Raw genomic sequence first — 22388 nt, 5'->3', positions numbered from 1 at the left:
GCCGCCATGGCGGACAGCGGCTGTAACGCGCCGGCGCCGACGGCCAAGAGGACGGCACTCACGGCGACGGCCGCCCTCCTGAGGGGCGGCCGGGATCTTTCTACGGGCATCAGGGTTCTGACCACAGAATTCTCCACCTTCGTTTCCGGTCCGGGACATGCGTGGCGGGCAGGTGCCCGCCGCGCATCACCGTAAGGACGAAAATGGCACTAGTCATCACATTCCACGGTACCGACGGAAATTGACGGCTGATGAACTCTTTGTGGCCGCAGTCGCCTGAAGTGACGGCTGAAATCGGCACATCGGGTCCTCTTCAGGATGGGGACGGCCGCGATGCCGTCGTCGAGGTGGCGGCCGCCGCGGGTCAGGCCGCGGGTTTCAGCGGAAGCTCGTCCAGGAGGCGCGCGCCGGGGCCGAGGGCACGCATCAGCTCGGACGGCGGAACGGCCAGCACCGGGCAGCGGGCGTTCGCCAGGCAGTAACGGCCGACACCGCCATGGACCAGGCGCGCGAGCCGCCCGCGCCGACCTGCGCCGATGACCAGCAGGTCGTCCGGACGGTCGGCGAGCTCGGTGAGGACCCGGCCGCTCTCGCCGCACACCGTGGCCAGGTACAGCCTCAGGTCGGGCGGGAACCCGCCGAACGCGTCCTGGAACGCCTGGTGCAGACGGCAGGCCGCCGACCTCTCCCCTTCCGTGAGCAGGGGCGGCCAGGGTGCCCTGCGGGACGCCGTCTCCCCTCCGGGCGGCGTCCACGCGTGGACCGCCAGGAGCTCGCCGTCGCGCCGCCGCGCCTCCTCGGCCGCCCGGTGCAGCGCCGTCAGGCCCCGCAGCGATCCGCTGACGCCGACGACGACCCGCCCACTGTGTGCCACGTGCTCCGCTCCTTCTCGCGAACTCAAGGCCGCGCCTGTCAGGCCGGCTCAGCCGTGCGTCCCAGCCAAGCACCGCAGGTCACGGGACGCGGGGGCCCTTGACGTGTCCCGTACGCGGCCGTGCGACGGCCTGACGCCGCCTTGACGTGCCCCGGAGCCCGGTGCGACCGCGTGCTGCCCACCTGCCGCGGAGAGTCCCGGGACCGCACTGCCGACGTCGGGGCGCCCCGCACCCGGGGTTCCGGGGGCGGGGCGCCGAGGTGGAGGAAGCGACGGTCAGGTGAGGGTGTAGCGCTGCGCGGCCGTGGTGTTGCAGTCGTAGATCTGGAGCTGGTCCCCGGCGGTCTGCCGGTCGTCGGGGTCGTCCAGGCAGCGGCCGGACGCGGGGTTGAACAGCGTGCCGTCCGCCCGGCTGGCCCAGTTCTGGGCGGCCGAGCCGTTGCAGTCCCAGAGCTGCACGGACGTGCCGTTGGCCGTGGCGCCGTGCGCGACGTCCAGGCACTTGCCGAAGACCCGCACGGTGCCGTCGCCGGGTGCCGACCAGCGCTGGGCGTCGGTGGCGTTGCAGGACCAGAGCTGGACCGGGGTGGCCGAGGCCGGGTCGGCGTCGGCGACGTCGGCGCACAGCCCGCCGGGTCCCGCGAGCTGACCGGGCGGGAGCTGCCAGAGCTGTGCCGCGTTCCCGTCGCAGCCGTAGATCTGCACCTGGACGGCGCCGGGGGTGGTGTTGCCGTCGGGCACGTCGAGGCAGCGGCCCGACGCGGTGTTGACGAGGGTCCCGTCGGCCCGGTGGGTCCAGGTCTGCGAGCCGAGACCGGCGCAGGTGGCGATGCCCACCGGCGCGTGGTCGGCGGTGGAGTTGCCGTTCACCGTGAGGCACTTGCCGAGGATCCGGACCGTGCCGTCGCTCTGGTGCACGACCTGCTGCGCGGCGGTGTGGTTGCAGCCGTAGAGCTGCACGGGCGTGCCGTCCGCGGTGAGGCCGCCGCGCACGTCCAGGCACAGGCCGCCGACGCCGACGGTCTCACCGGTGACGGGGTTGGCCGTGGCCGAGCCGGACAGCGTGACGGTGTGGGCCGAGGACAGCGGCAGCGACGCGGTGGTGACGGTGACGGTCCGCCGGTTGGCGTTCCACGCCCAGGCCGTCTCCGGGAGCTGGACGCCGTCGACGGAGACCGCCGTGGGCGCGTCGGAGTTCGACAGCCGCAGGGTGTACGCCCGCGCGCTCGGCGCGCCGGACCAGGTGCCCGTCTGCGCGCCGACGGTGAGGGTGCGGGCGGCGTCGTTCCAGGTCAGCGGCGCCGATGTGGACTGGCCGTTGAGATAGCCGGTGCCCTCGCCGGCGTCCTGGTAGAGGGTGAAGGACCCGTCGGCGCCGGCCGGCACGTTGACGGTGAGCCGGGTGAGGGGGCTCTGGCCCTGGTTGTCGGTGTAGTCGGTGCGGGTCGGCAGGATCCCGCCGGCCTTGAGGAAGACCGGCATCTGCGAGAGCGGGTCGGTCACGGTCGCCGTGGTGGGGCCGGTGTAGGTGCGTCCTGTGAAGTAGTCGGTCCAGCTGCCGGGCGGGAACCACACGGACACCGAGCCGTTCCCGTTGGCGTCGTTCGGGGAGGTGATCGGCGCGACCAGGACGTTGTCGCCGTACAGGTACTCGCCGGGGTTGGTGTAGGCGGCGGCCTGCGCCGGATAGTTCAGGTAGAGCGGGCGGACGATGGGCACTCCGCTGGTGTTCGCCTGCCGGGCCAGGGTGTACGTGTACGGGACCAGTGCCTCGCGCAGCCGCAGGAACGAGGCCGCCGAACTCGCCGCCGCGCCCGTGTAGTTCCACGGCAGCCGGTCGCCGTGGTCGGAGTGCATGCGGTCGACGGGCTGGAAGGCGCCCAGCTGCATCCAGCGCGCGTACAGGTCGTCGGCCAGGTGGTTGCCGTGGAAACTGCCGATGTCGTCGCTGACGTGGCTGAGTCCCGCGGCGGCCTCGTCGGGGGTGAACCGCGCCTCGAAGGCGAGCATGTCCCAGGTGGCCGGCGTGTCACCGGTGAACTGCAGCGAGTTGCGGCGCTCGGACCACGGTCCGAGGGCGTACGTGCCGTCGTCGCTGCCCTGCTGCGATCCGCCGACGCGGGCGAAGGAGAACCCGCGCAGGCCTCTCGCCGCGGCTTCGTCGGCGTAGGCCTGGTTGATCAGGTTGTCGGGCGCCACCTGCGGGTCGGAGGCGGTCGACGCGCCGCAGCCGGTGCAGTAGTCGAGCCACCACTCGCGCACGCCCTGCTGCTCGAACGGCTGGTGCAGGGAGAGGTAGGCGGCCAGCTGGGCGGGCTTGGACCAGTCGAAGTCGTAGGTGTTGCCGGTGCCCTCGCGCGTCAGGCCGCCCGCCTGGGAGTTGGCGGCGGCGAACTTCGGGTCGTCGCCCTGGATGGAGGTGTGGATGTTCATCGACACCGACAGGCCCTGCTGCCTGGTCCAGTTCAGGAAGGCCTGGGGGTCGGGGAAGAGCGAGGAGTTCCAGTTCCAGCCGTTCCAGGTGCTGGGCGACTTCCAGTCCGTGTCCACCACCAGCCAGTCGACCGGGGTGAAGTTGTCGCGGAACGCGGGCAGCAGCGTGTTCTCGTAGTCGGAAGTGCTGTAGGGGTAGTACCGCGAGTACCAGACCCCGTAGGCCGATTCGGGCAGCAGCGCGGTGGGGCCGGTGAGGGCGTTGAGGTCGGCCAGGGCCTGTTTGTAGTCCTGCCCGTAGCCGAAGAAGTAGCCGTCCTCGTACGGCTGGGATCCGTGCGACGGGCGGTCGGTGACGGTGTGGGAGGCGTTCAGCAGCGCGCTGCGGGTGTCGTCCATCAGGTACCAGCCGTCACGGTCCAGGATGCCCGGGTGCTCGGGGACCGGTAGGGCCGCCGGGTTGTCCAGGGATCGTGACCAGCCGCCCAGCTGGCTGGCGGGACCGGCTCCGTAGCCGGTGGTGTTCAGGCCGGTGGCGGCCGGCGGGTAGGTGGTCGCGGAGAGGGCCGTGACGCCGATGCTGTCGATGTTGACCTTGCCGGTGTCCCCCGCGTTCTGCACCAGCGCCAGGGAGTTGCTGCCCGCCTTGAGGCTGACGGTGACCGAGGTGACCGCCCAGTCGTTCCAGCCGGCCGTCGGCGCGAGACTGAGAGCCGGGCCGGCGGCGCCGCCCACCCGGGTCGACAGGCTGCCGGTGCCGCCCGCCGCGTTGGAGTAGCGCACCCACAGCCGGTACGTGCCGGCCGCCGGGACCGAGGCCACGTCCTGCGTGACGCCGCTGCCGGTGCCCTGGTACCCGGCCACGAAGCCGGAGCCGGTGTGCCCGGTGTGGTCGTAGGCGGTCGCCGCCTGGCCGCTGAACTGCCCGTTCTCCGCCTCGCAGGACGAGCCGTAGGGGCAGAACGACGGGAACGCGGGTTGCGCGGTGACGCCGGTGCCGGTCAGCGTCACCGACAGGTTCGCGGCCGTGAACGGGCCGCTGCCCTGCTTGTAGCGCAGCGTCAGGCCACTGGTCCTGATCTCGCGGTAGCCGTCGGAGCTCACGTCCGTGGTGTACGACGGCACGGAGAAGGACCGGTTGACGGCGTTGAACGTGGTGCCGTCCTGGAAGACGCCGTCGCCCGCGTACTCCAGGCGCACCAGCGTGGGCGTGAGCACTTCGAAGCGGGCGTTGCCGTCGAGGACCACGGCGGACGCGGCCGCTGCGGTGGGAGCCGCGGAGGCGTTGGGTGCTGCGGCGACGGCACCCGCCACGGACATGCCGGCGGCGAGGGCGAATCCCGCGACGGCGGCGAGCAGCCGGGTGGCCGCGGTGGGGCGCGGTGGGCGGCGCCGGAACACGGCGCGGGACGGGCGGCGGGACACGCGGTGCGGCTGCGGCCGCGGTCCACCCGGTGTGTGCGCGCCGCCGGCCTGCTGTCTGCGGGCCGCGCGGCGTAAGGGGCGCGAAACGAAGGTGCGGAGTGGAGTGGGGTCCACCTGTGACTCCTCCCGGTCTGCGGGGTCGCTCGGTCGGGGTCAGGCCGCTTCCGCAGCCGGAACAGCCAACCGGCGCAAGGGATTTACAACGTCGTACAGGCGGTGCTCCCGGCATGAGAGCACGGCAACGCTGTCATGTCCACATCTTCAGGAAGGCGTGGCCGATCCCGTCGCCAGAAGCGTGAATCCGGGGCGCATACGGATCCAGGCTCCAGGGGTGCCGCCCCGGGCGCCGTCGTGGCCGCCGCGGCGGGGTCAGTCGAGGTAGCGGAGTCCGGCCTCTTCCAGCGGGACGCGCATGCCGTAGATGTCGAGGCCGAGTTCGCCCGCGGCGAGCCGCGCGCGTTTGGCGTCCTCGGCGGCCTCCCTGCGGGCGGCGGCCTCCGCGACCGCGGCCACCCGGTCCGCGGGGACGACGACCACGCCGTCGGTGTCGGCGACCACCACGTCACCGGGACGCACCAGGGCGTTGGCGCACACGACCGGCACGTTCACGGACCCCAGCGTGGCCTTCACCGTGCCCTTCGCGCTGATCGCCCGGCTGAAGACGGGGAAGTCCATGGCGCGCAGGGCGTCGGCGTCGCGGCACCCGCCGTCGATGACCAGCCCGACCGCGCCCCGCGCGCGGACCGAGGTGGCCAGCAGTTCACCGAAGAACCCGTCCTCGCACTCCGTGGTGCAGGCCGCGACCAGGACGTCGCCGGGCCGCACCTGTTCGGCGGCGACATGCAGCATCCAGTTGTCGCCCGGCTGCAGCAGGACCGTCACGGCCGTGCCGCAGAACGCCGCACCCGGGTAGAGGGGCCGGACGTAGGGCCGCATCAAGCCGGTGCGGCCCTGCGCCCTGTGCGACTACTACGACGTCGGCGAAGCCCACCGTGCCGCCTGGTCGTACCGCGACGCCTACCGGGAGGTCGACCGGATCAGCGGCCTGGTCTCCTTCGAACCCGACATCGTCGAGGTGTCTCTCGACGGCGCGCGCCTGAGCGCCGAACCCGGGCAGAGCGTGGTGCCGCACGGCGTCGACCGGGGCCTGGACGCCGACGAGGTCGGCATCCGCTGAGCAGGGGTCGGCGGGAAAACCCGGTGGAGGGAGCCGGGAGCGGTGGCTACTGTCGCGGGATGAGCACCCGCACCTTCCGCGTCACCGTCCGCGGTGTCTTCGACGGACTCGGCGCCGAGCAGCGCGCCGAACTGCTGGCCCACGCCGCGGAGCACGACGTCCTGACCGCCGCGTTCACCCCCGAGGGGCACCTCAGTTACGACCTGGCGGCGCGGGCGGCCTTCACCTTCCGCTTCCAGGACTCCGGCGAGGAGGAGGCGGACATCCTTCTGGCCTCGGAGCGCGCCGAGACCGCCGCGCGGGCATGGCTGGAGGAGCGCGGCTACGGGTACAAGAACCTGCGGTCCCAGGCCGAGGACCTGTCCCAGGCGCCGCTGGGCAAGCGGCAGCGCCGCGCTGCCATGGGCAAGCAGGGCTGACCGGGCGGGCGTTCGGCGGACCGGCCCCGTCCCGGGGGGGCCGGCGCCTCCCCGCGACGGGCGGCGGCCTCCGCGCCTCGGTCCCTGACAGCGCCCCGCGCCGTGAAGTGCCTCAGTCCGTGGAGCCGTTCTCCGCCAGGATCGCGTCGATGCGCGCCCGATGGGCCGACTCCCAGTCGTCCAGGGACTCCCCGGCCTCCTTGGCCAGTTTCGTCCGGGCCGCCCCCAGGACCTCCTCCTGCCGCGCGCCGGGCACCACGACCACGCCTTCCTCGTCGGCGACCACGACGTCACCGGCGTGCACCCGCGCACCGCCGCACCGGACGGGTGCGTTGAGCGGGGTGACGACGGACTTCCCGCCGGGGATCGGGATGACGCCCCGGGCGAACACCGGGAAGCCCATCTCCCGCACCTCGGCGAGGTCGCGGATCACCCCGTCGACCACCAGGGCCGCGATCCCCCGCCGCTGGGCGACGGCGCACACGTTCCCGCCGGCGACCGCGAAGTCCACGTCCCCCGCCTCGACGACGAGGACCGACCCGGGCTCCGCGCGATGGATCGCCGCGTGCAGCATCAGGTTGTCGCCCGGCGGGCAGCGGACGGTGAACGCGGGTCCCGCCACCCGCGGGACCGGGTCCCACAGCGGACGGATGCCGATGTCCATCACCTGTTCACGCCCGAGCACGTCGGCCAGCGTGGTCGGGGGGATCTCCTCGAAACCAGCGGTCTGCTGCATCGTCACCCTTCGCTCGGTCCGCCTCCGCCGCCCACCGGGCGGCGGAACTCCTTCCCCCGATCATGACGGACCGCGGCGGCGACGGGTTGAGTCGTGGGCCTCGGCCGTGCCCGAACGCGCCGCGTGCCCGGCATCCCGGCGCGCGCCTCATCGCCGAGGTGACGGGGCAGGGGCCGCGAGCCGGTACCGCTGGCCTGAGCGGACACCCGGCATAGGCCTGACAGGCCGTCATGGAGTCGCGCTGCCACCCTTGACGCACCCCGAAGCGGCTGGGACTCTGCCTCGGCAGCAACGGCCGCCCGCCGTCCCCGTGCGGGGCGGTGAACCCGCCCGCGTCTGTGGAGGCTCGTCCATGAGCGCACGCACCGGCACGTTCCGCTCTCACCTGGCCCGATGTACCCTTGGCCGCCGTTCCCCCGCAGGCGCCCTGGCCCGCGCCGCCGCCGCGCTGACCCTGGCGGTCGCGGGCGTGTCGGCGGGCGCGGCGCCGGCCGGTGCCGCGATCGCCCACCCGGCCGCGGATGCCGGCAGCCGGGTCGACTTCCACAAGTGGACCACCCCGGCGGACTTCGCCGCCGGCACCGGCAGCGGCGTCGAGGAACTGCCCGGCGACCGGGCCGGGATCGACATCGCGTCCACCGTGGGCTCGACCACCTACAAGGACGCCTACCTCCACACCACGAAGACTTACGACTACGCGACGTGGACCTCCCCGGCCCACGCACTGACGTTCGGGGCCACGGAGGTCGTCGCCTCGTGGGATGCCCAGACCCCCGCCGGGACCTGGCTCAAGGTCGAGCTGAACGCCACCATGGAGGACGGCGCGCAGACCGGCTGGCTGGACATGGGTCACTGGGCCGCCCTCGACACCGACATCGCCCGGACCTCCGTCAGTCCGGGCGCCGCGCCGTACGGCGGCGTGGACACCGACACCTTCAACGCGTCCGCCGGCCACACGGTCCAGAGCTACCGGCTGCGCGCCACCCTCTACCGGCTCACGGGCTCGGCCGCCACGCCGCGGCTCTGGCAGCTCGCGGCGTTCGCCTCGCTCGTGCCCGCCCGCGCGTCGGTGGCGGCCAGTCCGCCCGGGGGCGCCGAGGGGACCGAGCTGGCCGTCCCGCGCTACTCCCAGCAGATCCACGCCGGGGAGTACAAGAAGTACGGCGGGGGCGGCGACGCCTGGTGCAGCCCGACCTCGAACGAGATGATCGACGAGTTCTGGGGGGTCGGCCCGAGCGCGGCCGACCTGTCCTGGGTCGACCCGAAGTACGCGGATCCCAGCGTCGACTACGCGGCCCGGGAGACCTACGACTACCGCTACCAGGGCACGGGCAACTGGCCGTTCAACGCCGGTTATGCGGCGCACTTCGGGCTGGACGCGGAGATCGTGCAGCTGCGGAGCACCGACGATCTCGAGCAGCTGGTCGCGGCCGGCATTCCGGTGGCGATCTCGGTGGCGTTCGACAACGGCGAGCTGACGGGCTCCGGTTACGGCACGGCGGGGCACCTCATGGTGGTGACCGGCTTCACCGCCGGCGGCGACTTCATCGTCAACGACCCCTTCTCGGCCTCCGACGCCCAGGTGCGCCACGTCTACGCCCGGTCGCAGCTCGAGAACATCTGGCTGCGCACGTACTGGACCCGGGCCGACGGCACGACCGGCTACGGCTCCGGAGGCGTCGCCTACGTCATCACCCCGCACGACAAGCCCCTCCCCCCGGTCCTCGACCCGGCCAACCCCACCTGGTGAGCGGTTCGCCTCCGCCGTCGGGATGACGGCGCACCCCGGCCGGGCGGCCGGCCGGGGTGCGGGGCCCGGGGCGGGACCCGAGACTGGGGGCGGAGGTGGTGGGATGGCCGGCGCAGGCGACGGCACGGCGACCGGGGACCAGGTCGAGGAGCACCTGCAGCGGCTGCTCACCGAGGCCCACGTCTCGGCGCCCTTCGAGCTCCCGTCGGTCGTCGACCGCTGCGCCCGCCTGCTCGGCCTGCGCACCGCCACCATGTACCTGGTGGACCTGCAGCAGCGTCAGCTCATCCCGCTGGACGGTGAGGCCGAGGCGCTGTCGGTGGAGTCCACCGAGGCCGGCTGGGCGTACCGGACGCTGTCGCTGCGGGTGCACGAGGACGGCGACGGGGTGGTCGTCTGGATGCCGCTGGTGGACGGCGCCGAGCGGCTCGGCGTCCTGCGCGTCCGCGCGCCGTCGCTCGACCGGACGCGGCTGCGCCGGTGCCGGATGCTCGCCGCGGCGCTGGCGATGATGACGACGTCCAAGCGGGCGTACAGCGACTGGTTCGTCGCGCAGACCCGGACCGAGTCCATGATGCTGCCCGCCGAGATGCTCCGGGCGTTCCTGCCGCCGCGCAGCGTCGGAAGGACCGGCGCGGTCTCCACGGCCGTGCTGGAACCCGCTTACCGGATCGGCGGGGACGCGTTCGACCACACGCTGACCAAGGACGTGCTGCACGCCGGCATCTTCGACGCCATGGGCCACAACCTGGCCTCCGGGCTGACGACGGCTCTGGTGATGGCCGCGTGCCGCAACTCCCGCCGCTCCGGGTCCGACCTCCCGGACATGGTCAGGACCGTCGACGAGGCCCTCGGGGAGTGGCTGCCGGACCAGTTCTGCACCGGGGTGGTGTCCCGGCTCGACGTGGTCACCGGCGTCTTCCAGTGGTGCAACTGCGGTCATCCGCCACCGCTGCTGATCCGCCGGAACCGGGTGCTCGACCGGGCGCTGGACTCGCCCCCGCAGCCGCCCATGGGACTGCCGTTCCTGCTCGGGTCCAGCACCCGGGAGGTGCACGAGGTCACGCTGCGGCCCGGGGACCGTGTGCTGATGTACACCGACGGCGTCACCGAGGCCCGCGGCAGGGACGGCGAGCAGTGGCCTCGACCGGTTCAGCGACTTCATCATCCGCTCCACGGCCGCCGGCCAGGACCCGGCCGAGGTGCTGCGGCTGCTCATCCACGCCATCCTCGAACACGAGCAGCACGAACTGAGCGACGATGCGACGATCCTCCTGCTGGAGTGGCGTCCGGAGGCGGCCGTGAGCACCGAGCGCCCGGGGTCGGGCGGCGCCGGACGGTCCACGGACGAGGGCAGCCTCCGCCCGTAGGGCCGCGGCCCTCCCGGGAGAGACCGTTTCCTCGCGTCTGATCATCCGTTCATCCTTCTTACTTGGTGTCCCCCTTTCGCCTGACACGTGCCCGCCACCCCATTTACCGTGAAAAGCGTGACAAGGGGTGGGGGGCGGCCGGCCGTGGCCGCACTGGCCGCGGGTCTGCTCACGGCACTGATCGCGCTGCTCGCACTGTCCGGGGGCAGCCCGGCGGCAGCGGCGTCCCGGGACGCGTCAGGGGGCGCGGGGCTGACGGTGGTCGTCGGCTGCCTGCCGCCGGCTCACGGCAAGGGCAACGGCCGCTGCGGCGTCCTGATCGTGGTGTGCGGGGGCGACGGACGGACCGTCACCTCGGTGACCCTGCTCGGCCTGGGCACGCCCGGTCGCGGCGGCCTGGTGGTCCGGGTCGGCGGCCCCTGCCCGGGACAGAACGACCCGACCACCCCGCCCGTGACCTCTCCCCCGGTGTCTCCCTCCGGTCCGCCCGCGACCACGCCGCCGAGCACGCCTCCGCAGACCCCGCCGGAGTCGTCCGGTACCCGCACCCCGCCGCCGCCTTCGTTCTCACCGCCGCCCGCGAGCGGACGGCCGCAGCCCTCCGGTCCCGTCGCCGTGGCAGGGGCCGGCGCGCCGTCCGGGCCCGGCACGGGCCCTGGGGTGGTCTCCCCTCAGGCGGCCGCGGCCGCCCCGGGTCCCGGCCGGCCCTCCGCGGCACCGGCCCCCGGCGTCACGCCGCCGCCGACCGCGCCGGTATCCCTCTCCTTCGCCGCCGTCGCCCCCGCGACTCCGCCGTTCGGGAACCGGCCGGCCGAGGACGCCACCCGCTGGTGGCTGCTGTCGGTGCTCTGCGTCCTGCTGCCGGCGGCGCTCACCGCCGCGTTCCCGCGCAGCACCGGTCGCCACACCTGACAGCGCCCGCCGGCTCCGTCACCGCACCGGGAGTGCCATGTCCTTGTACGCCGTACCGTTACTCTCCGCCCTCGGCGGTGTCGCCTTCGCCTTCCTGGCCGGGAAATTCCTCGGCTCCGGGCGCCGGGCGGCCTCCGGGGAGTTCACCGGGCAGGCGCAGTCGCTGATCGGCGCGGTCCTGCTCAGCTCGTTCATCCTGCTCACCGGCTTCCAGGTGGCCGGCGGGTGGTCGGCCCTCAGCAGCGCGCGGTCCCGGACCTACGACGAGTCGCGGGCGCTGGCCGACGCGTACTGGGCGGCGGGCGGCCTGGCGCCCGGCGACCGGTCCACGGTGCGGGACCTGCTGCGGCAGTACACCGCAGCCGTGCGCACCATCGAGTTCCCCGATCTCGCGCACGGGGGCACCAGCACCGCGGCCTGGCAGGACCTGGACCGCACCCGGGCCGCGATCGGCGCCGCGTCGGCGGCGACCGGAGCCCGGCAGGCCGCACGCTCCTCCGCGCAGGACTCCCTGGCCGTCGTCTACCAGACCCGCACCGACCGGTCCGCCCAGGCCGCCGGCCGGATGCCGCAGGTCACCTGGTACGCGATGCTCGTCGGGGGTGCGGTGCTGATCGGCTTTCCCGCGCTGCTGGGACTGGCCGCGACCACCCGGCAGCTCGCCACGCTGTGCTGCGTAGGAGCGGCGGTCGCGTTCGCGATCTCCCTCGCCGCCCAGCTCGACCACCCCTTCCAGCGTCCGCTCGGCGTCCGCTCGACCGCCTTCACGCTGGCCGAGCGCCGTTTCGACCAGATGGACGCCGAGGGCTACACCGTCTCCGCCGTCCCGAGGCCCTGAACCGGCTCCGCCCCGCGCCCGTCTGCCCGCCTCGCCCTCTGGCCGTCTGACCGTCTGACCGTCTGACCGTCTGACCGTCACGATCATGCGTCGTGATGGCGCGTGTTCACCGGAGCCGACAGGCCGCCGTCGACCCGCCGCCCGGCCACGCGCTTCGGCGACGCGCCGGCCGGTCGTCCCGTCCGGACCGCGCGCTTCGGCACGAGACAGGGACGAATCAGCATATTCCTGGCCCGGAGGGGCATTCGAAGCGCGTGGTGTGCTCCTCACCGGGCACGCGCCGGGGAAACACGGCCGGACGCCACCACGGCGGCCGTCGCGGCCGAGCCCCCGGCAGCGGCCGTCCGGCGGCCCACCGCCGTTCCCCGGCGGTGGCGGTCCGGCGGCCCAGGAAGCGACGAGCACGAGGAACGCGAAGGAAGCGAAGGGACGGACAGGACATGACCAACGGCTTCACCGGCCCGGAGGGCGACCCCTTCGGCGACTTCTTCGCCCGCTTCTTCGGCGGCGAGCGGCCCGGTCCCCGGCAGGTCGACATCGGCCGGCTGCTCAGCCAGCCGGCCCGGGAACTCGTCCAGGGCGCCGCCCAGTACGCCAGCGACCACGGCAGCCGCGATCTGGACACCGAGCATCTGCTGCGCGCCGCCCTCGCCCTGGAGCCGACGCGCAGCCTGCTGAGCCGGGCGGGCGCGGACCCGGACTCCCTCGCGTCGCAGATCGACGCGCGCTCCGGCCCGGTGCGGCAGCCGCAGGGCGACGGGCAGTCGGCGCCCACCGCGCTCGCCCTGACGCCGGCGGTCAAGCGCGCGCTGCTCGACGCGCACGAGGTGGCCCGGGCGGGCGGCGCCGGCTACATCGGCCCGGAGCATGTGCTCACCGCCCTGGCCGCCAACCCCGACTCCGCCGCCGGGCACATCCTCAACGCGGCGCGGTTCGAGGCCTCGCGCCTGCCCCCCGAGGGCCCGGACGCCGCCGCGCCGGCCAGGGCCGAACGGGAGCGGGCCAGCTCCACGCCCACCCTGGACGGCTACGGACGCGACCTGACCGACATGGCGGCCAAGGGCCGCATCGACCCGGTGATCGGCCGCGACCAGGAGATCGAGCAGACCATCGAGGTGCTCTCCCGGCGCGGCAAGAACAACCCGGTGCTGATCGGGGACGCGGGCGTCGGCAAGACCGCCGTCGTGGAGGGGCTGGCACAGCACATCGCCGACGGCGACGTGCCGGACGTGCTCATCGGCCGCCGCGTGGTGGCGCTGGACCTGACCGCCGTGGTGGCGGGCACGCGCTACCGCGGCGACTTCGAGGAGCGGCTGAACAACATCGTCAGCGAGATCCGCGCGCATTCCGACGAACTCATCGTCTTCATCGACGAGTTGCACACCGTGGTCGGCGCCGGCGGTGGCGGCGAGGGCGGTTCGATGGACGCGGGCAACATCCTCAAGCCCGCCCTGGCCCGCGGAGAGCTGCACATCGTGGGCGCGACGACCCTGGAGGAGTACCGGCGCATCGAGAAGGACGCGGCGCTGGCCCGCCGGTTCCAGCCGATCCTGATCCCGGAGCCGACCGTCCCGGACACCTTGGAGATCCTGCGCGGGCTGCGGGACCGCTACGAGGCGCACCACCAGGTCCGGTACACCGACGAGGCGCTGACCGCGGCCGTCGAGCTGTCCGACCGCTACCTGACCGACCGGCGGCTGCCGGACAAGGCGATCGATCTCATCGACCAGGCGGGCGCACGCGTGAAGCTGCGGGCCCGCACCCGGGGCACGGACGTCCGCGCACTGGAACGCGAGATGGAGCGGCTGACCCGGGACAAGGACCAGGCGGTCGCGGACGAGCAGTACGAGCAGGCCACGAAGCTGCGGGACCGCATCGGCGAGCTGAAGCAGCGGATGAACGAGGTCGGCGGGGACGACGCGGCCGACGAGGGCCAGCACCTCGAGGTCACGGCGGAGGCCATCGCCGAGGTGGTGTCCCGGCAGACGGGCATCCCCATCAGCAGTCTCACCCAGGAGGAGAAGGAGCGGCTGCTGGGCCTGGAGGACCGTCTGCACGAGCGGGTGGTCGGCCAGGAGGAGGCGGTCACCGTCGTCTCCGACGCGGTGCTGCGTTCGCGCGCGGGCCTGGCGAGCCCCGATCGGCCGATCGGCAGCTTCCTGTTCCTCGGGCCGACGGGCGTCGGCAAGACCGAGCTGGCCCGGGCGCTCGCCGAGGCGCTGTTCGGCAGCGAGGACCGCATGGTGCGGCTGGACATGAGCGAGTACCAGGAACGGCACACCGTCAGCCGGCTGGTCGGCGCCCCGCCCGGCTACGTCGGTCACGAGGAGGCCGGTCAGCTCACCGAGGTGGTGCGCCGGCACCCGTACTCGCTGCTGCTGCTGGACGAGGTGGAGAAGGCCCATCCGGACGTCTTCAACATCCTGCTGCAGGTGCTCGACGACGGCCGCCTCACGGACGCGCAGGGCCGCACGGTGGACTTCACCAACGCCGTCATCGTGATGACCAGCAACCTCGGCTCGGAGGCCATCACGCGGCGCGGAGCGGGCATCGGCTTCGGCTCGGGCGGCGCGGACGCGGACGAGGAGGCGCGGCGGGAGCAGATCCTCCGGCCGCTGCGCGAGCACTTCAGGCCCGAGTTCCTCAACCGCATCGACGAGATCGTGGTGTTCCGGCAGCTCACCCCCGAGCAGTTGCGGGAGATCACGAACCTGCTGCTGGAGCGGACCCGCCGGCTGCTGCACGCGCAGGGTGTCACGGTGACGTTCACCGACGCCGCGGTCGACTGGCTGTCGCAGCGCGGCTACCAGCCGGAGTACGGCGCGCGTCCGCTGCGCCGCACCATCCAGCGCGAGGTCGACAACCAGCTCTCGCGGCAGCTCCTCGACGGCCAGGTGAGCGAGGGCAGCAGGGTGACGGTGGACGTGGCCGACGGCCACCTGGTGTTCGGCTCCCGGCACGGAGAACCCTCGGCCACGTCCGGCGGTTGACAACAGTTCCCTTGCCAACCGTCAGCGGGCGCGGGGCAGGCCCGCCTTCCCGGTGGACGCCAGGTGGGCGAGGCTGAGGGCGACGCATTCCCGTGCGTGGAGGCGTCGTTGGGCTGTGCGGGCCGGGGAGGCACCGTCGGCCCGCACAGCCGTCCGGGGGATGCGGCGACGGCGAGCGCCGCGTCACGCACGCCAGGCCCGGCTCCCGTGTGCGGCGGGAGCTGCCCGGGACCTCTATGGTTGCGTAAACATACGGAACGGCCGGTCCCGGACGCAAGCGGATCACCTTTCCCTCCGCGACGGCGACCGAGCCCTTGACGTCACCGACCAGCGGTGTCAGCATCTCGCCATCCAATGTTTACGCAAACAGCGGCGGCCGCGGCCGTTCATGGTTGCGTAACCATGCCCTGGTCGCGGTCCCGCGGCCGGGTGCGGCGCCGAGTGAAGGGATGCGTCATGGCTGTCCTCTCGCCACGGGCGGAGGCGGGTCGGTCCGCCGCCGGCCGGAGGCGCGGCGACGGGGGGCCCGCGGGCAGGCGGCGCGTGGCCGGCTGGGGCTTCATCACCCCGTTCCTGGTCGTGTTCGCCCTGGTGTTCCTGGCGCCGATCGCCTACTCGATCTATCTGAGCCTGTTCCGCGACCAGTTGATCGGCGGCAACCACTTCGTCGGCCTGGACAACTACACCCAGGCGTTCCAGGACCACGCGTTCTGGTCGGGGCTCTCCCGGGTCGGCCTGTTCCTGGTCGTCCAGGTGCCGATCATGCTGGGCATCGCCCTGCTGGTCGCACTGGCACTGGACAGCGGCCGGCTCTACGGCCGCGACTTCTTCCGGATCTCGATCTTCCTGCCGTACGCGGTGCCCGCGGTGGTCGCCACCCTGATGTGGGGCTTCATGTACGGCAAGCGGTTCGGGCTGGTCGCCAGCGTCAACCAGCACCTGCACACCTCGCTACCCGACCCGCTCTCTCCGTCCTGGGTGCTCGCCAGCATCGGCAACATCGTGACCTGGGAGTTCGTCGGCTACAACATGCTGATCTTCTACGCGGCGCTGCGCGTCATCCCGGAGTCGCTGTACGAGGCGGCGGAGATCGACGGCGCCGGCCAGTGGCGGATCATCGCCGCGATCAAACTCCCCGCGATCCGCGGCGCGCTGGTCATCGCCACGATCTTCTCGATCATCGGCAGCTTCCAGCTGTTCAACGAGCCCAGCATCCTCAAGAGCCTCGCGCCGAACGCCATCACCACCTACTTCACCCCGAACCTGTACACCTACTCGCTGTCCTTCTCCGGCCAGCAGCACAACTACGCCGCGACGGTCGCGATCGTCATGGGGGTCGTCACGATGATCGTCGCCTATGTGGTCCAACTGCGCGGCATGCGAAAGGAGGCGTGAGCGATGGCCGCCGACACCGCGGCGCCGGGCACGGCTCCCGCCGGCCGGACCGGAATCCGCCCGCTGCCGCGCGCGGCACGCTCCGCCCGCCGCCACACAGCAGGCCGACCGCGCCGCAGCGTGCTGCTGACCGCGCTGACCGCGATCGTCGTGCTCTACTCGCTGGTCCCGCTGGCCTGGCTGGTGATCAACGCGTGCAAGACCCAGCCGAAGCTGCTGGATTCCTTCGGTCTGTGGTTCAGCGGGCACTTCGCGCTGTGGGACAACATCCGCGATACGTTCACCTACAACGACCACATCTTCGTCCGCTGGCTGCTCAACACCCTGCTCTATGTGGTGCTCGGAGCCGGCGGAGCGACGTTCCTGGCGGTTCTGGGCGGCTACGGACTGGCGAAGTTCGACTTCCCGGGCAAGCGCGCGGTGTTCGCCGTGGTGATCGGGGCCGTCGCGGTCCCCGGCGCGGCGCTCGCGGTGCCGACGTTCCTGATGTTCAGCAAGATGGGGCTGACCAACACGCCCTGGGCAGTGGTCATACCGTCGCTGATCTCGCCCTTCGGCCTCTATCTGATGTGGGTGTTCGCCGCCGAGGCGATCCCCGACGAACTGCTCGAGGCCGCCCGGATGGACGGCTCGGGTGAGCTGCGCACCTTCTTCCGGATCAGCCTTCCGCTGATGGCTCCCGGCATCGTCACCGTGCTGCTCTTCACGATGGTCGCGACCTGGAACAACTACTTCCTGCCGCTCATCATGATCAAGGACCCGAACTGGTATCCGCTGACCATCGGGCTCAACTCCTGGAACGCGCAGGCGACGACGGCCGGCGGCCAGCCGGTGTTCAACCTGGTCATCACCGGTTCGCTGCTGACGATCGTCCCGCTGATCGCCGCCTTCCTGCTCCTCCAGCGCTACTGGCAGTCCGGCCTCGCCGCCGGAAGCGTCAAGGAGTGACGCGGCCGCCCGCCACCGGGCCGCCGCCTCCCCCGCACATTCCTTCCCGACTTCCCTGTCCTCCCTGGTCGGCCTGTCCCGGGACATCACGCACAACGGAGTGAAACGAGATGACGAACAAGGCACTTCGCCGCTGGGCGCCGGCGGTCGCGCTCCTCGCCGCCGGCACCCTGGGGCTCACCGCATGCGGGTCCTCCGGCGGCTCCGGATCGGGCTCGGGGAGCGGCGGCTCGGACGCCGACGCCGTCCAGTCGGCGCTGACCAAGGGCGGCGACATCACCGTCTGGGCGTGGGAGCCCACCCTCAAGCAGGTCGTCGCCGACTTCCAGACCAAGTACCCCAAGGTGCACGTCAAGCTGGTCAACGCCGGTACCGGCAACGACCAGTACACGGCCCTGCAGAACGCCGTGCAGGCCGGCAAGGGCGTGCCCGACGTCGCGCAGATCGAGTACTACGCGCTCAGCCAGTTCGCGCTCGGCAAGTCGGTGACCGACCTCAGCTCCTACGGCGCCAAGGGCCTGGCAAAGACCTACTCCCCCGGCCCGTGGAACTCCGTGAACGTCAACGGCGGCGTCTACGGCCTGCCGATGGACTCCGGGCCGATGGCGCTGTTCTACAACAAGAAGGTCTTCGACAAGTACAAGCTGCCGGTCCCCACCACCTGGGACCAGTACCTCGACGACGCCCGCAAGCTCCACCAGGCCGACCCCAAGGCGTACATCACCAGCGACACCGGCGACGCCGGCATGACCACCAGCCTGATCTGGCAGGCCGGCGGCAAGCCGTACAAGGTCGACGGCACCAAGGTCTCCGTCGACTTCGCGGGGGACGCGGGCACCGCCTCCTACACCAAGGTGTGGCAGCAGCTCGTCTCGGAGCACCTGCTCTCGCCGGTGCCCGGCTGGAGCGACCAGTGGTACAAGGGCCTGGGCGACGGCACCATCGCGACGCTCGCGACCGGCGCGTGGATGCCCGCCAACTTCAGCTCCGGCGTCAAGGACGCCTCGGGTGACTGGCGGGTGGCGCCGCTGCCGCAGTGGCAGTCGGGTCAGAGCGCCAGCGCCGAGAACGGCGGCAGTTCACTCGCCGTGATGCAGGCGAGCGGCAACAAGGCGCTCGCGTACGCCTTCCTGCAGTACGCGAACCAGGGCGCCGGCGTGCAGACCCGCGTCAAGGGCGGCGCCTTCCCCGCGACCACGGCGGACCTGAACTCGCAGGCCTTCCTCGACACGCCGTTCCCGTACTTCGGCGGACAGCAGGCCAACAAGATCTTCTCCGAGTCCGCGAAGAACGTCCTGCCCGGCTGGTCGTACCTGCCGTACCAGGTCTACGCGAACTCCGTCTTCAACGACACCGTGGGCAAGGCGTACGTCTCCTCGACCTCGCTGACCGACGGCCTCAAGGCCTGGCAGGACCAGTCGGTCTCCTACGGCAAGCAGCAGGGCTTCAGCGTCGGCTGACACCCGCACCGCGGTCGGGTGGCGGAGCCCGGAAGGACGGCCGGGCCCCGCCACCGCCACGCGTCCCTCCAACGGGACGGGCCCGCACTCACGCAGGCCCGGTTCAGCGCGCCCGCACCGCACCGAACCGCACTCGCACGCACCCCGACGTCCCGCTCACCACCGCACGTCGCAAGGCCGGGAAGGACCCCCGATGACCGCCACCCCGCCCCCTCGCTGGCTGCGCCGGCCCGCAGGCGCCCCCGCGCAGCTCGGCTACGGCGCCGACTACAACCCGGAGCAATGGCCACGCGAGGTGTGGAAGGACGACGTCCGGCTGATGCGGGAGGCCGGCGTCACCGTCGTGTCACTGGCGATCTTCTCCTGGGCCCGGCTGCAACCGGCCGAGGACCGCTGGGAGTTCGGCTGGCTCGACGAGGTGATGGACCTCCTGCACGACGCCGGGATCGCGGTCGACCTCGCGACCGCGACCGCCTCCCCGCCGCCGTGGCTGACCACCCGGCACCCCGAGATCCTTCCGGTGACCCGTACCGGGGAGACCGTCTGGCCCGGTGCCCGTCAGCACTGGCGGCCGACGTCACCGGTCTTCCGCCGCCACGCGCTCGGCCTCGTCGAGGCGCTGGCCACCCGCTACGGCGGCCACCCCGCGCTCGCCGCCTGGCACGTCAACAACGAGCTGGGCTGCCACAACGCCTACGACTACTCCGACGACGCGGCGCACGCCTTCCGTACCTGGCTGCGCGACCGGTACGGAACGCTGGACGCCCTCAACCGCGCGTGGGCGACGAGCTTCTGGTCACAGGTGTACGGCGACTGGAACGAACTCCTGCCCCCACGCCTGGCCGCCACCCACCCCAACCCCACGCAGCAGCTGGACTTCGCGCGCTTCTCCTCCGACGCCCTGCTCGACCACCTGCGCGCCGAGCGCGAGGTGCTGCGCCGGCTCACCCCGGACGTGCCGGTCACCACCAACTTCATGGTGATGGCGAACACCCGGGCCATGGACTACGCCGGGTGGGCCGACGACGTCGACTTCGTCTCCAACGACCACTACGTCACCCCCGGCCCGCAGAGCCTGGACGAACTGTCCTTCTCCGCCGCCCTCACCGGGGGGATCGCCGGCGGCCGGCCCTGGTTCCTGATGGAGCACTCCACCAGCGCGGTCAACTGGCAGCCGGTCAACCTGCCGAAGCGACGCGGCGAACTCGCCCGCGACTCGCTGCTGCACGTCGCCCACGGCGCGGACGCGGTCTGCTTCTTCCAGTGGCGGCAGTCGGCAGGCGGCGCGGAGAAGTACCACTCGGCGATGCTGCCGCACGCCGGCTCGCAGAGCGAGGTCTTCCGCGCCGTCACCGCCCTCGGCGACACCCTGCGCGACCTGGCGCCGGTCGCCGGGTCGGCCAGGCAGCCCGCCCGCGCGGCGATCCTCTTCGACTGGGAGTCCTGGTGGACCGCGGAGCTCGACTCCCATCCCACCTCCCTGCTGCGCTACCGGCAGGAGGCGCTGGACTGGTACTCCGCCTTCCTCGCCCTCGGGGTTCGCGCCGACGTCGTCACCACCAGGACCGCACTGTCCGGCTACGACCTCGTGGTCGCCCCCGTGCTGCACGTGGTGCCGAAGGCGCTCGCCGACCGGCTCACCTCGTTCGTGGACGGCGGCGGTCACCTCGTCACCACGTACTTCTCGGGCATCGTCGACGAGAACGACCACGTGTGGCTCGGCGGCTACCCCGGCGCGCTGCGCGAACTGCTGGGCATCCGCGTCGAGGAGTTCGCACCGCTGCCGGTCGGCACGGACGTGTCGCTGGACGACGGCAGCACCGGGACGCTGTGGTCCGAGAGCGTCACGGTGGACGCCCCTGACGTCGACGTCCTGGCCCGGCACACCGGCGGCGAGTACGCGGGACTCCCCGCGGTGACCCGCCGCCGCGTGTCCGGCGGCGGCTCGGCCGCGTACGTGTCCACCCGCCTCGGCGCCGACGGCATCGCCCAGCTCCTCGGCCGCCTGCTGGATGCGGCCGGGGTGACGAGCGAGCTGCCCGCCGCTGGGCGCGGCCGGGTCGAACTGGCCGTCCGCACCCACGGTTCCGAGGAGTTCTGGTTTCTGGTGAACCGCACGGACGCGCCGGTCGTCCTGCCCCTGGCACCCGCACGGGTCCTCGTGGGTGAGGGCGACGACGGCGGCCGGGTGACGCTGCAGCCGCGCGGGGTGGCGGTCCTGCGGTACCCGAGCGGAGCCGGAGAACGTGCGGAGGTGGGGAATGGCGGGTAGGGCGGGCAGAGCCGGGAGGCTCAGGACGCCGGTGGCGCCCTTGGCCGAGGAGACGCGGCGCGGGGCCCGGAACGGAGACGGAAGCAGCCATCCCGACCTTAGGATTGCGCCATCACAGGGCGCTCACCGGCCGCTTCCCGGAACGGGCGGGGAGCCCCGGAGTGACGACCACCAGGACGACAAGAGCCACGACCGGCACGGCGGCCACCGGGCACGGCGGGCGCGGCAGCGAGGTGTACGACAGCGGTGAGCGACAGCACGAAGACCGGCCGGGCCAGCCGCGCCGCCGGCCGACCGCCCACCGCGGACCCGGGCGCGGAGGGGACACGGCGCAAGCGGGGTGCGTCCATGGCGGACGTGGCGAAGCTCGCCGGGGTGTCGGCACAGACCGTCTCCCGCGTCTCCAACGGCTTCCCCGGGGTCGTCGACGCCACGCGCCAGCAGGTGCTCGCCGCGATGAAGGAACTCGGGTACCGGCCGAACAGCGCGGCCCGCGCCCTCAAGCGCGGCGAGTTCCGCACGATCGGCGTGATCCTCTTCAACCTGTCCACCACCGGCAACATGCGCACGTTGGAGGCGGTCGCGACCTCGGCCGCCGAAGAGGGGTACGCCACCACCCTCCTGCCGGTGACCGTGCCGACGCAGGACGAGGTGCGCGGGGCGTTCACACGGCTGGGCGAGCTGGCCGTCGACGGCATCGTCATCATCATGGAGGTGCACCTGCTGGACACCGCCACCGTGACCCTGCCGCCCAACGCCCAGGTGGTGGTGGTCGACTCCAACGCCGGTGACCGCTACAGCGTGGTGGACACCGACCAGGCCGGGGGTACGGAGGCCGCGGTACGGCATCTGCTCGACCTCGGGCACCAGACGGTGTGGCACGTGGCCGGGCCCGAGGAGTCCTTCGCGGCGGAGCGCCGCGTGGCGGCGTGGCGAGCCGTCCTGGCCGGGGCGGGCCGCCCCGAACCGGAGGTCCTGCGCGGCGACTGGTCCGCGGAGTCCGGCTACCGGGCCGGCCGCCTCCTCGCGGCCGATCCCGGCTGCACGGCGGTGTTCGTCGCCAACGACCAGATGGCGCTGGGCGTGCTGCGCGCACTGCACGAGGCGGGACGACGGGTGCCGGAGGACGTCAGCGTCGTCGGCTTCGACGACATCCCGGAGGCCGCGTCGTTCATGCCGCCGCTGACCACGGTCCACCAGGACTTCGCGGAGGTCGGGCGCCGGTGCGTGGAGACGGTGCTGCGGCAGATTCGCCGGGCGGAGGCGGAGCGGGGCACGGATCTCGTGGCGACGCGGTTGGTTGTGCGGGGCAGTACGGCGTCCCCGGGCTCGGCGCCCGGTCTCTGATCCTGCCTCCGCCCGCAGCGGGCCTCCCCCCGTACCCGGGCG

Annotated in this window: 14 protein-coding genes and 2 pseudogenes; 12 read left to right on the top strand and 4 right to left on the bottom strand. The window is 72.7% G+C overall.

Annotated elements, in window-relative coordinates:
- Window positions 1-364: 364 nt before the first annotated feature.
- The 3 genes and pseudogenes from K7862_RS35165 to ligK form a co-directional block, all read right to left on the bottom strand.
- Window positions 365-874, bottom strand: coding sequence for a universal stress protein (locus K7862_RS35165; RefSeq protein WP_222969476.1), 510 nt, complete (start codon window positions 872-874; stop codon window positions 365-367).
- Window positions 875-1150: 276 nt separating this feature from the next.
- Window positions 1151-4732 (bottom strand): ricin-type beta-trefoil lectin domain protein, encoded by a 3582-nt coding sequence (locus K7862_RS35160; protein ID WP_222969474.1) that lies wholly within the window; start codon window positions 4730-4732, stop codon window positions 1151-1153.
- 369 nt (window positions 4733-5101) lie between these two features.
- Window positions 5102-5695: pseudogene (gene ligK, locus K7862_RS35155) on the bottom strand (4-carboxy-4-hydroxy-2-oxoadipate aldolase/oxaloacetate decarboxylase); the annotation flags it as partial.
- Between ligK and K7862_RS35150 the strand changes: the two are divergent.
- Window positions 5676-5909, top strand: a complete 234-nt coding sequence (locus K7862_RS35150; protein WP_262414283.1) for a DUF427 domain-containing protein — start codon at window positions 5676-5678, stop codon at window positions 5907-5909. The pseudogene ligK and the gene K7862_RS35150 overlap by 20 nt on opposite strands.
- A gap of 59 nt (window positions 5910-5968) precedes the next feature.
- Complete coding sequence (locus K7862_RS35145; RefSeq protein ID WP_222969471.1) at window positions 5969-6328, top strand: DUF6204 family protein; 360 nt, start codon at window positions 5969-5971, stop codon at window positions 6326-6328.
- Window positions 6329-6440: 112 nt separating this feature from the next.
- On the opposite strand, the gene K7862_RS35140 is transcribed toward K7862_RS35145, so the two are convergent.
- Window positions 6441-7064, bottom strand: coding sequence for an RraA family protein (locus K7862_RS35140; RefSeq protein ID WP_222969469.1), 624 nt, complete (start codon window positions 7062-7064; stop codon window positions 6441-6443).
- Between the two features lie 352 nt (window positions 7065-7416).
- Between K7862_RS35140 and K7862_RS35135 the strand changes: the two genes are divergently transcribed.
- From K7862_RS35135 to K7862_RS35090, 10 genes and pseudogenes are all read left to right on the top strand, one after another.
- Window positions 7417-8814 carry a C39 family peptidase gene (locus tag K7862_RS35135; protein WP_222969467.1) on the top strand — a complete coding sequence of 466 codons (1398 nt, stop codon included), beginning with the start codon at window positions 7417-7419 and terminating at the stop codon, window positions 8812-8814.
- A gap of 103 nt (window positions 8815-8917) precedes the next feature.
- Window positions 8918-10184: pseudogene (locus K7862_RS35130) on the top strand (PP2C family protein-serine/threonine phosphatase).
- A gap of 117 nt (window positions 10185-10301) precedes the next feature.
- Window positions 10302-11096: a hypothetical protein gene (locus tag K7862_RS35125; protein ID WP_222969465.1), complete on the top strand. Its 795-nt coding sequence runs from the start codon at window positions 10302-10304 to the stop codon at window positions 11094-11096.
- A gap of 37 nt (window positions 11097-11133) precedes the next feature.
- Window positions 11134-11934, top strand: coding sequence for a bestrophin-like domain (locus tag K7862_RS35120; protein WP_222969463.1), 801 nt, complete (start codon window positions 11134-11136; stop codon window positions 11932-11934).
- A gap of 440 nt (window positions 11935-12374) precedes the next feature.
- Window positions 12375-14924 (top strand): ATP-dependent Clp protease ATP-binding subunit, encoded by a 2550-nt coding sequence (locus K7862_RS35115; protein ID WP_222969461.1) that lies wholly within the window; start codon window positions 12375-12377, stop codon window positions 14922-14924.
- A gap of 456 nt (window positions 14925-15380) precedes the next feature.
- Complete coding sequence (locus K7862_RS35110) at window positions 15381-16319, top strand: carbohydrate ABC transporter permease (RefSeq protein WP_222969459.1); 939 nt, start codon at window positions 15381-15383, stop codon at window positions 16317-16319.
- Window positions 16320-16322: 3 nt separating this feature from the next.
- Window positions 16323-17267, top strand: a complete 945-nt coding sequence (locus tag K7862_RS35105; RefSeq protein WP_222969457.1) for a carbohydrate ABC transporter permease — start codon at window positions 16323-16325, stop codon at window positions 17265-17267.
- Window positions 17268-17377: 110 nt separating this feature from the next.
- The gene (locus tag K7862_RS35100) at window positions 17378-18727 is read left to right on the top strand and encodes an ABC transporter substrate-binding protein (protein ID WP_222969455.1); all 1350 of its coding nucleotides are present in this window, start codon (window positions 17378-17380) and stop codon (window positions 18725-18727) included.
- A gap of 193 nt (window positions 18728-18920) precedes the next feature.
- Window positions 18921-20999 (top strand): beta-galactosidase, encoded by a 2079-nt coding sequence (locus K7862_RS35095; RefSeq protein ID WP_222969453.1) that lies wholly within the window; start codon window positions 18921-18923, stop codon window positions 20997-20999.
- A gap of 348 nt (window positions 21000-21347) precedes the next feature.
- Window positions 21348-22346, top strand: a complete 999-nt coding sequence (locus K7862_RS35090; RefSeq protein ID WP_222969478.1) for a LacI family DNA-binding transcriptional regulator — start codon at window positions 21348-21350, stop codon at window positions 22344-22346.
- Window positions 22347-22388 lie beyond the last annotated feature (42 nt).

Source organism: Actinacidiphila acidipaludis (genome assembly GCF_019890725.1).
GTDB lineage: Bacteria > Actinomycetota > Actinomycetes > Streptomycetales > Streptomycetaceae > Actinacidiphila > Actinacidiphila acidipaludis.
The sequence above is the reverse complement of the archived record's forward strand: the minus strand, read 5'-3'. Positions and strand labels throughout refer to the sequence as shown.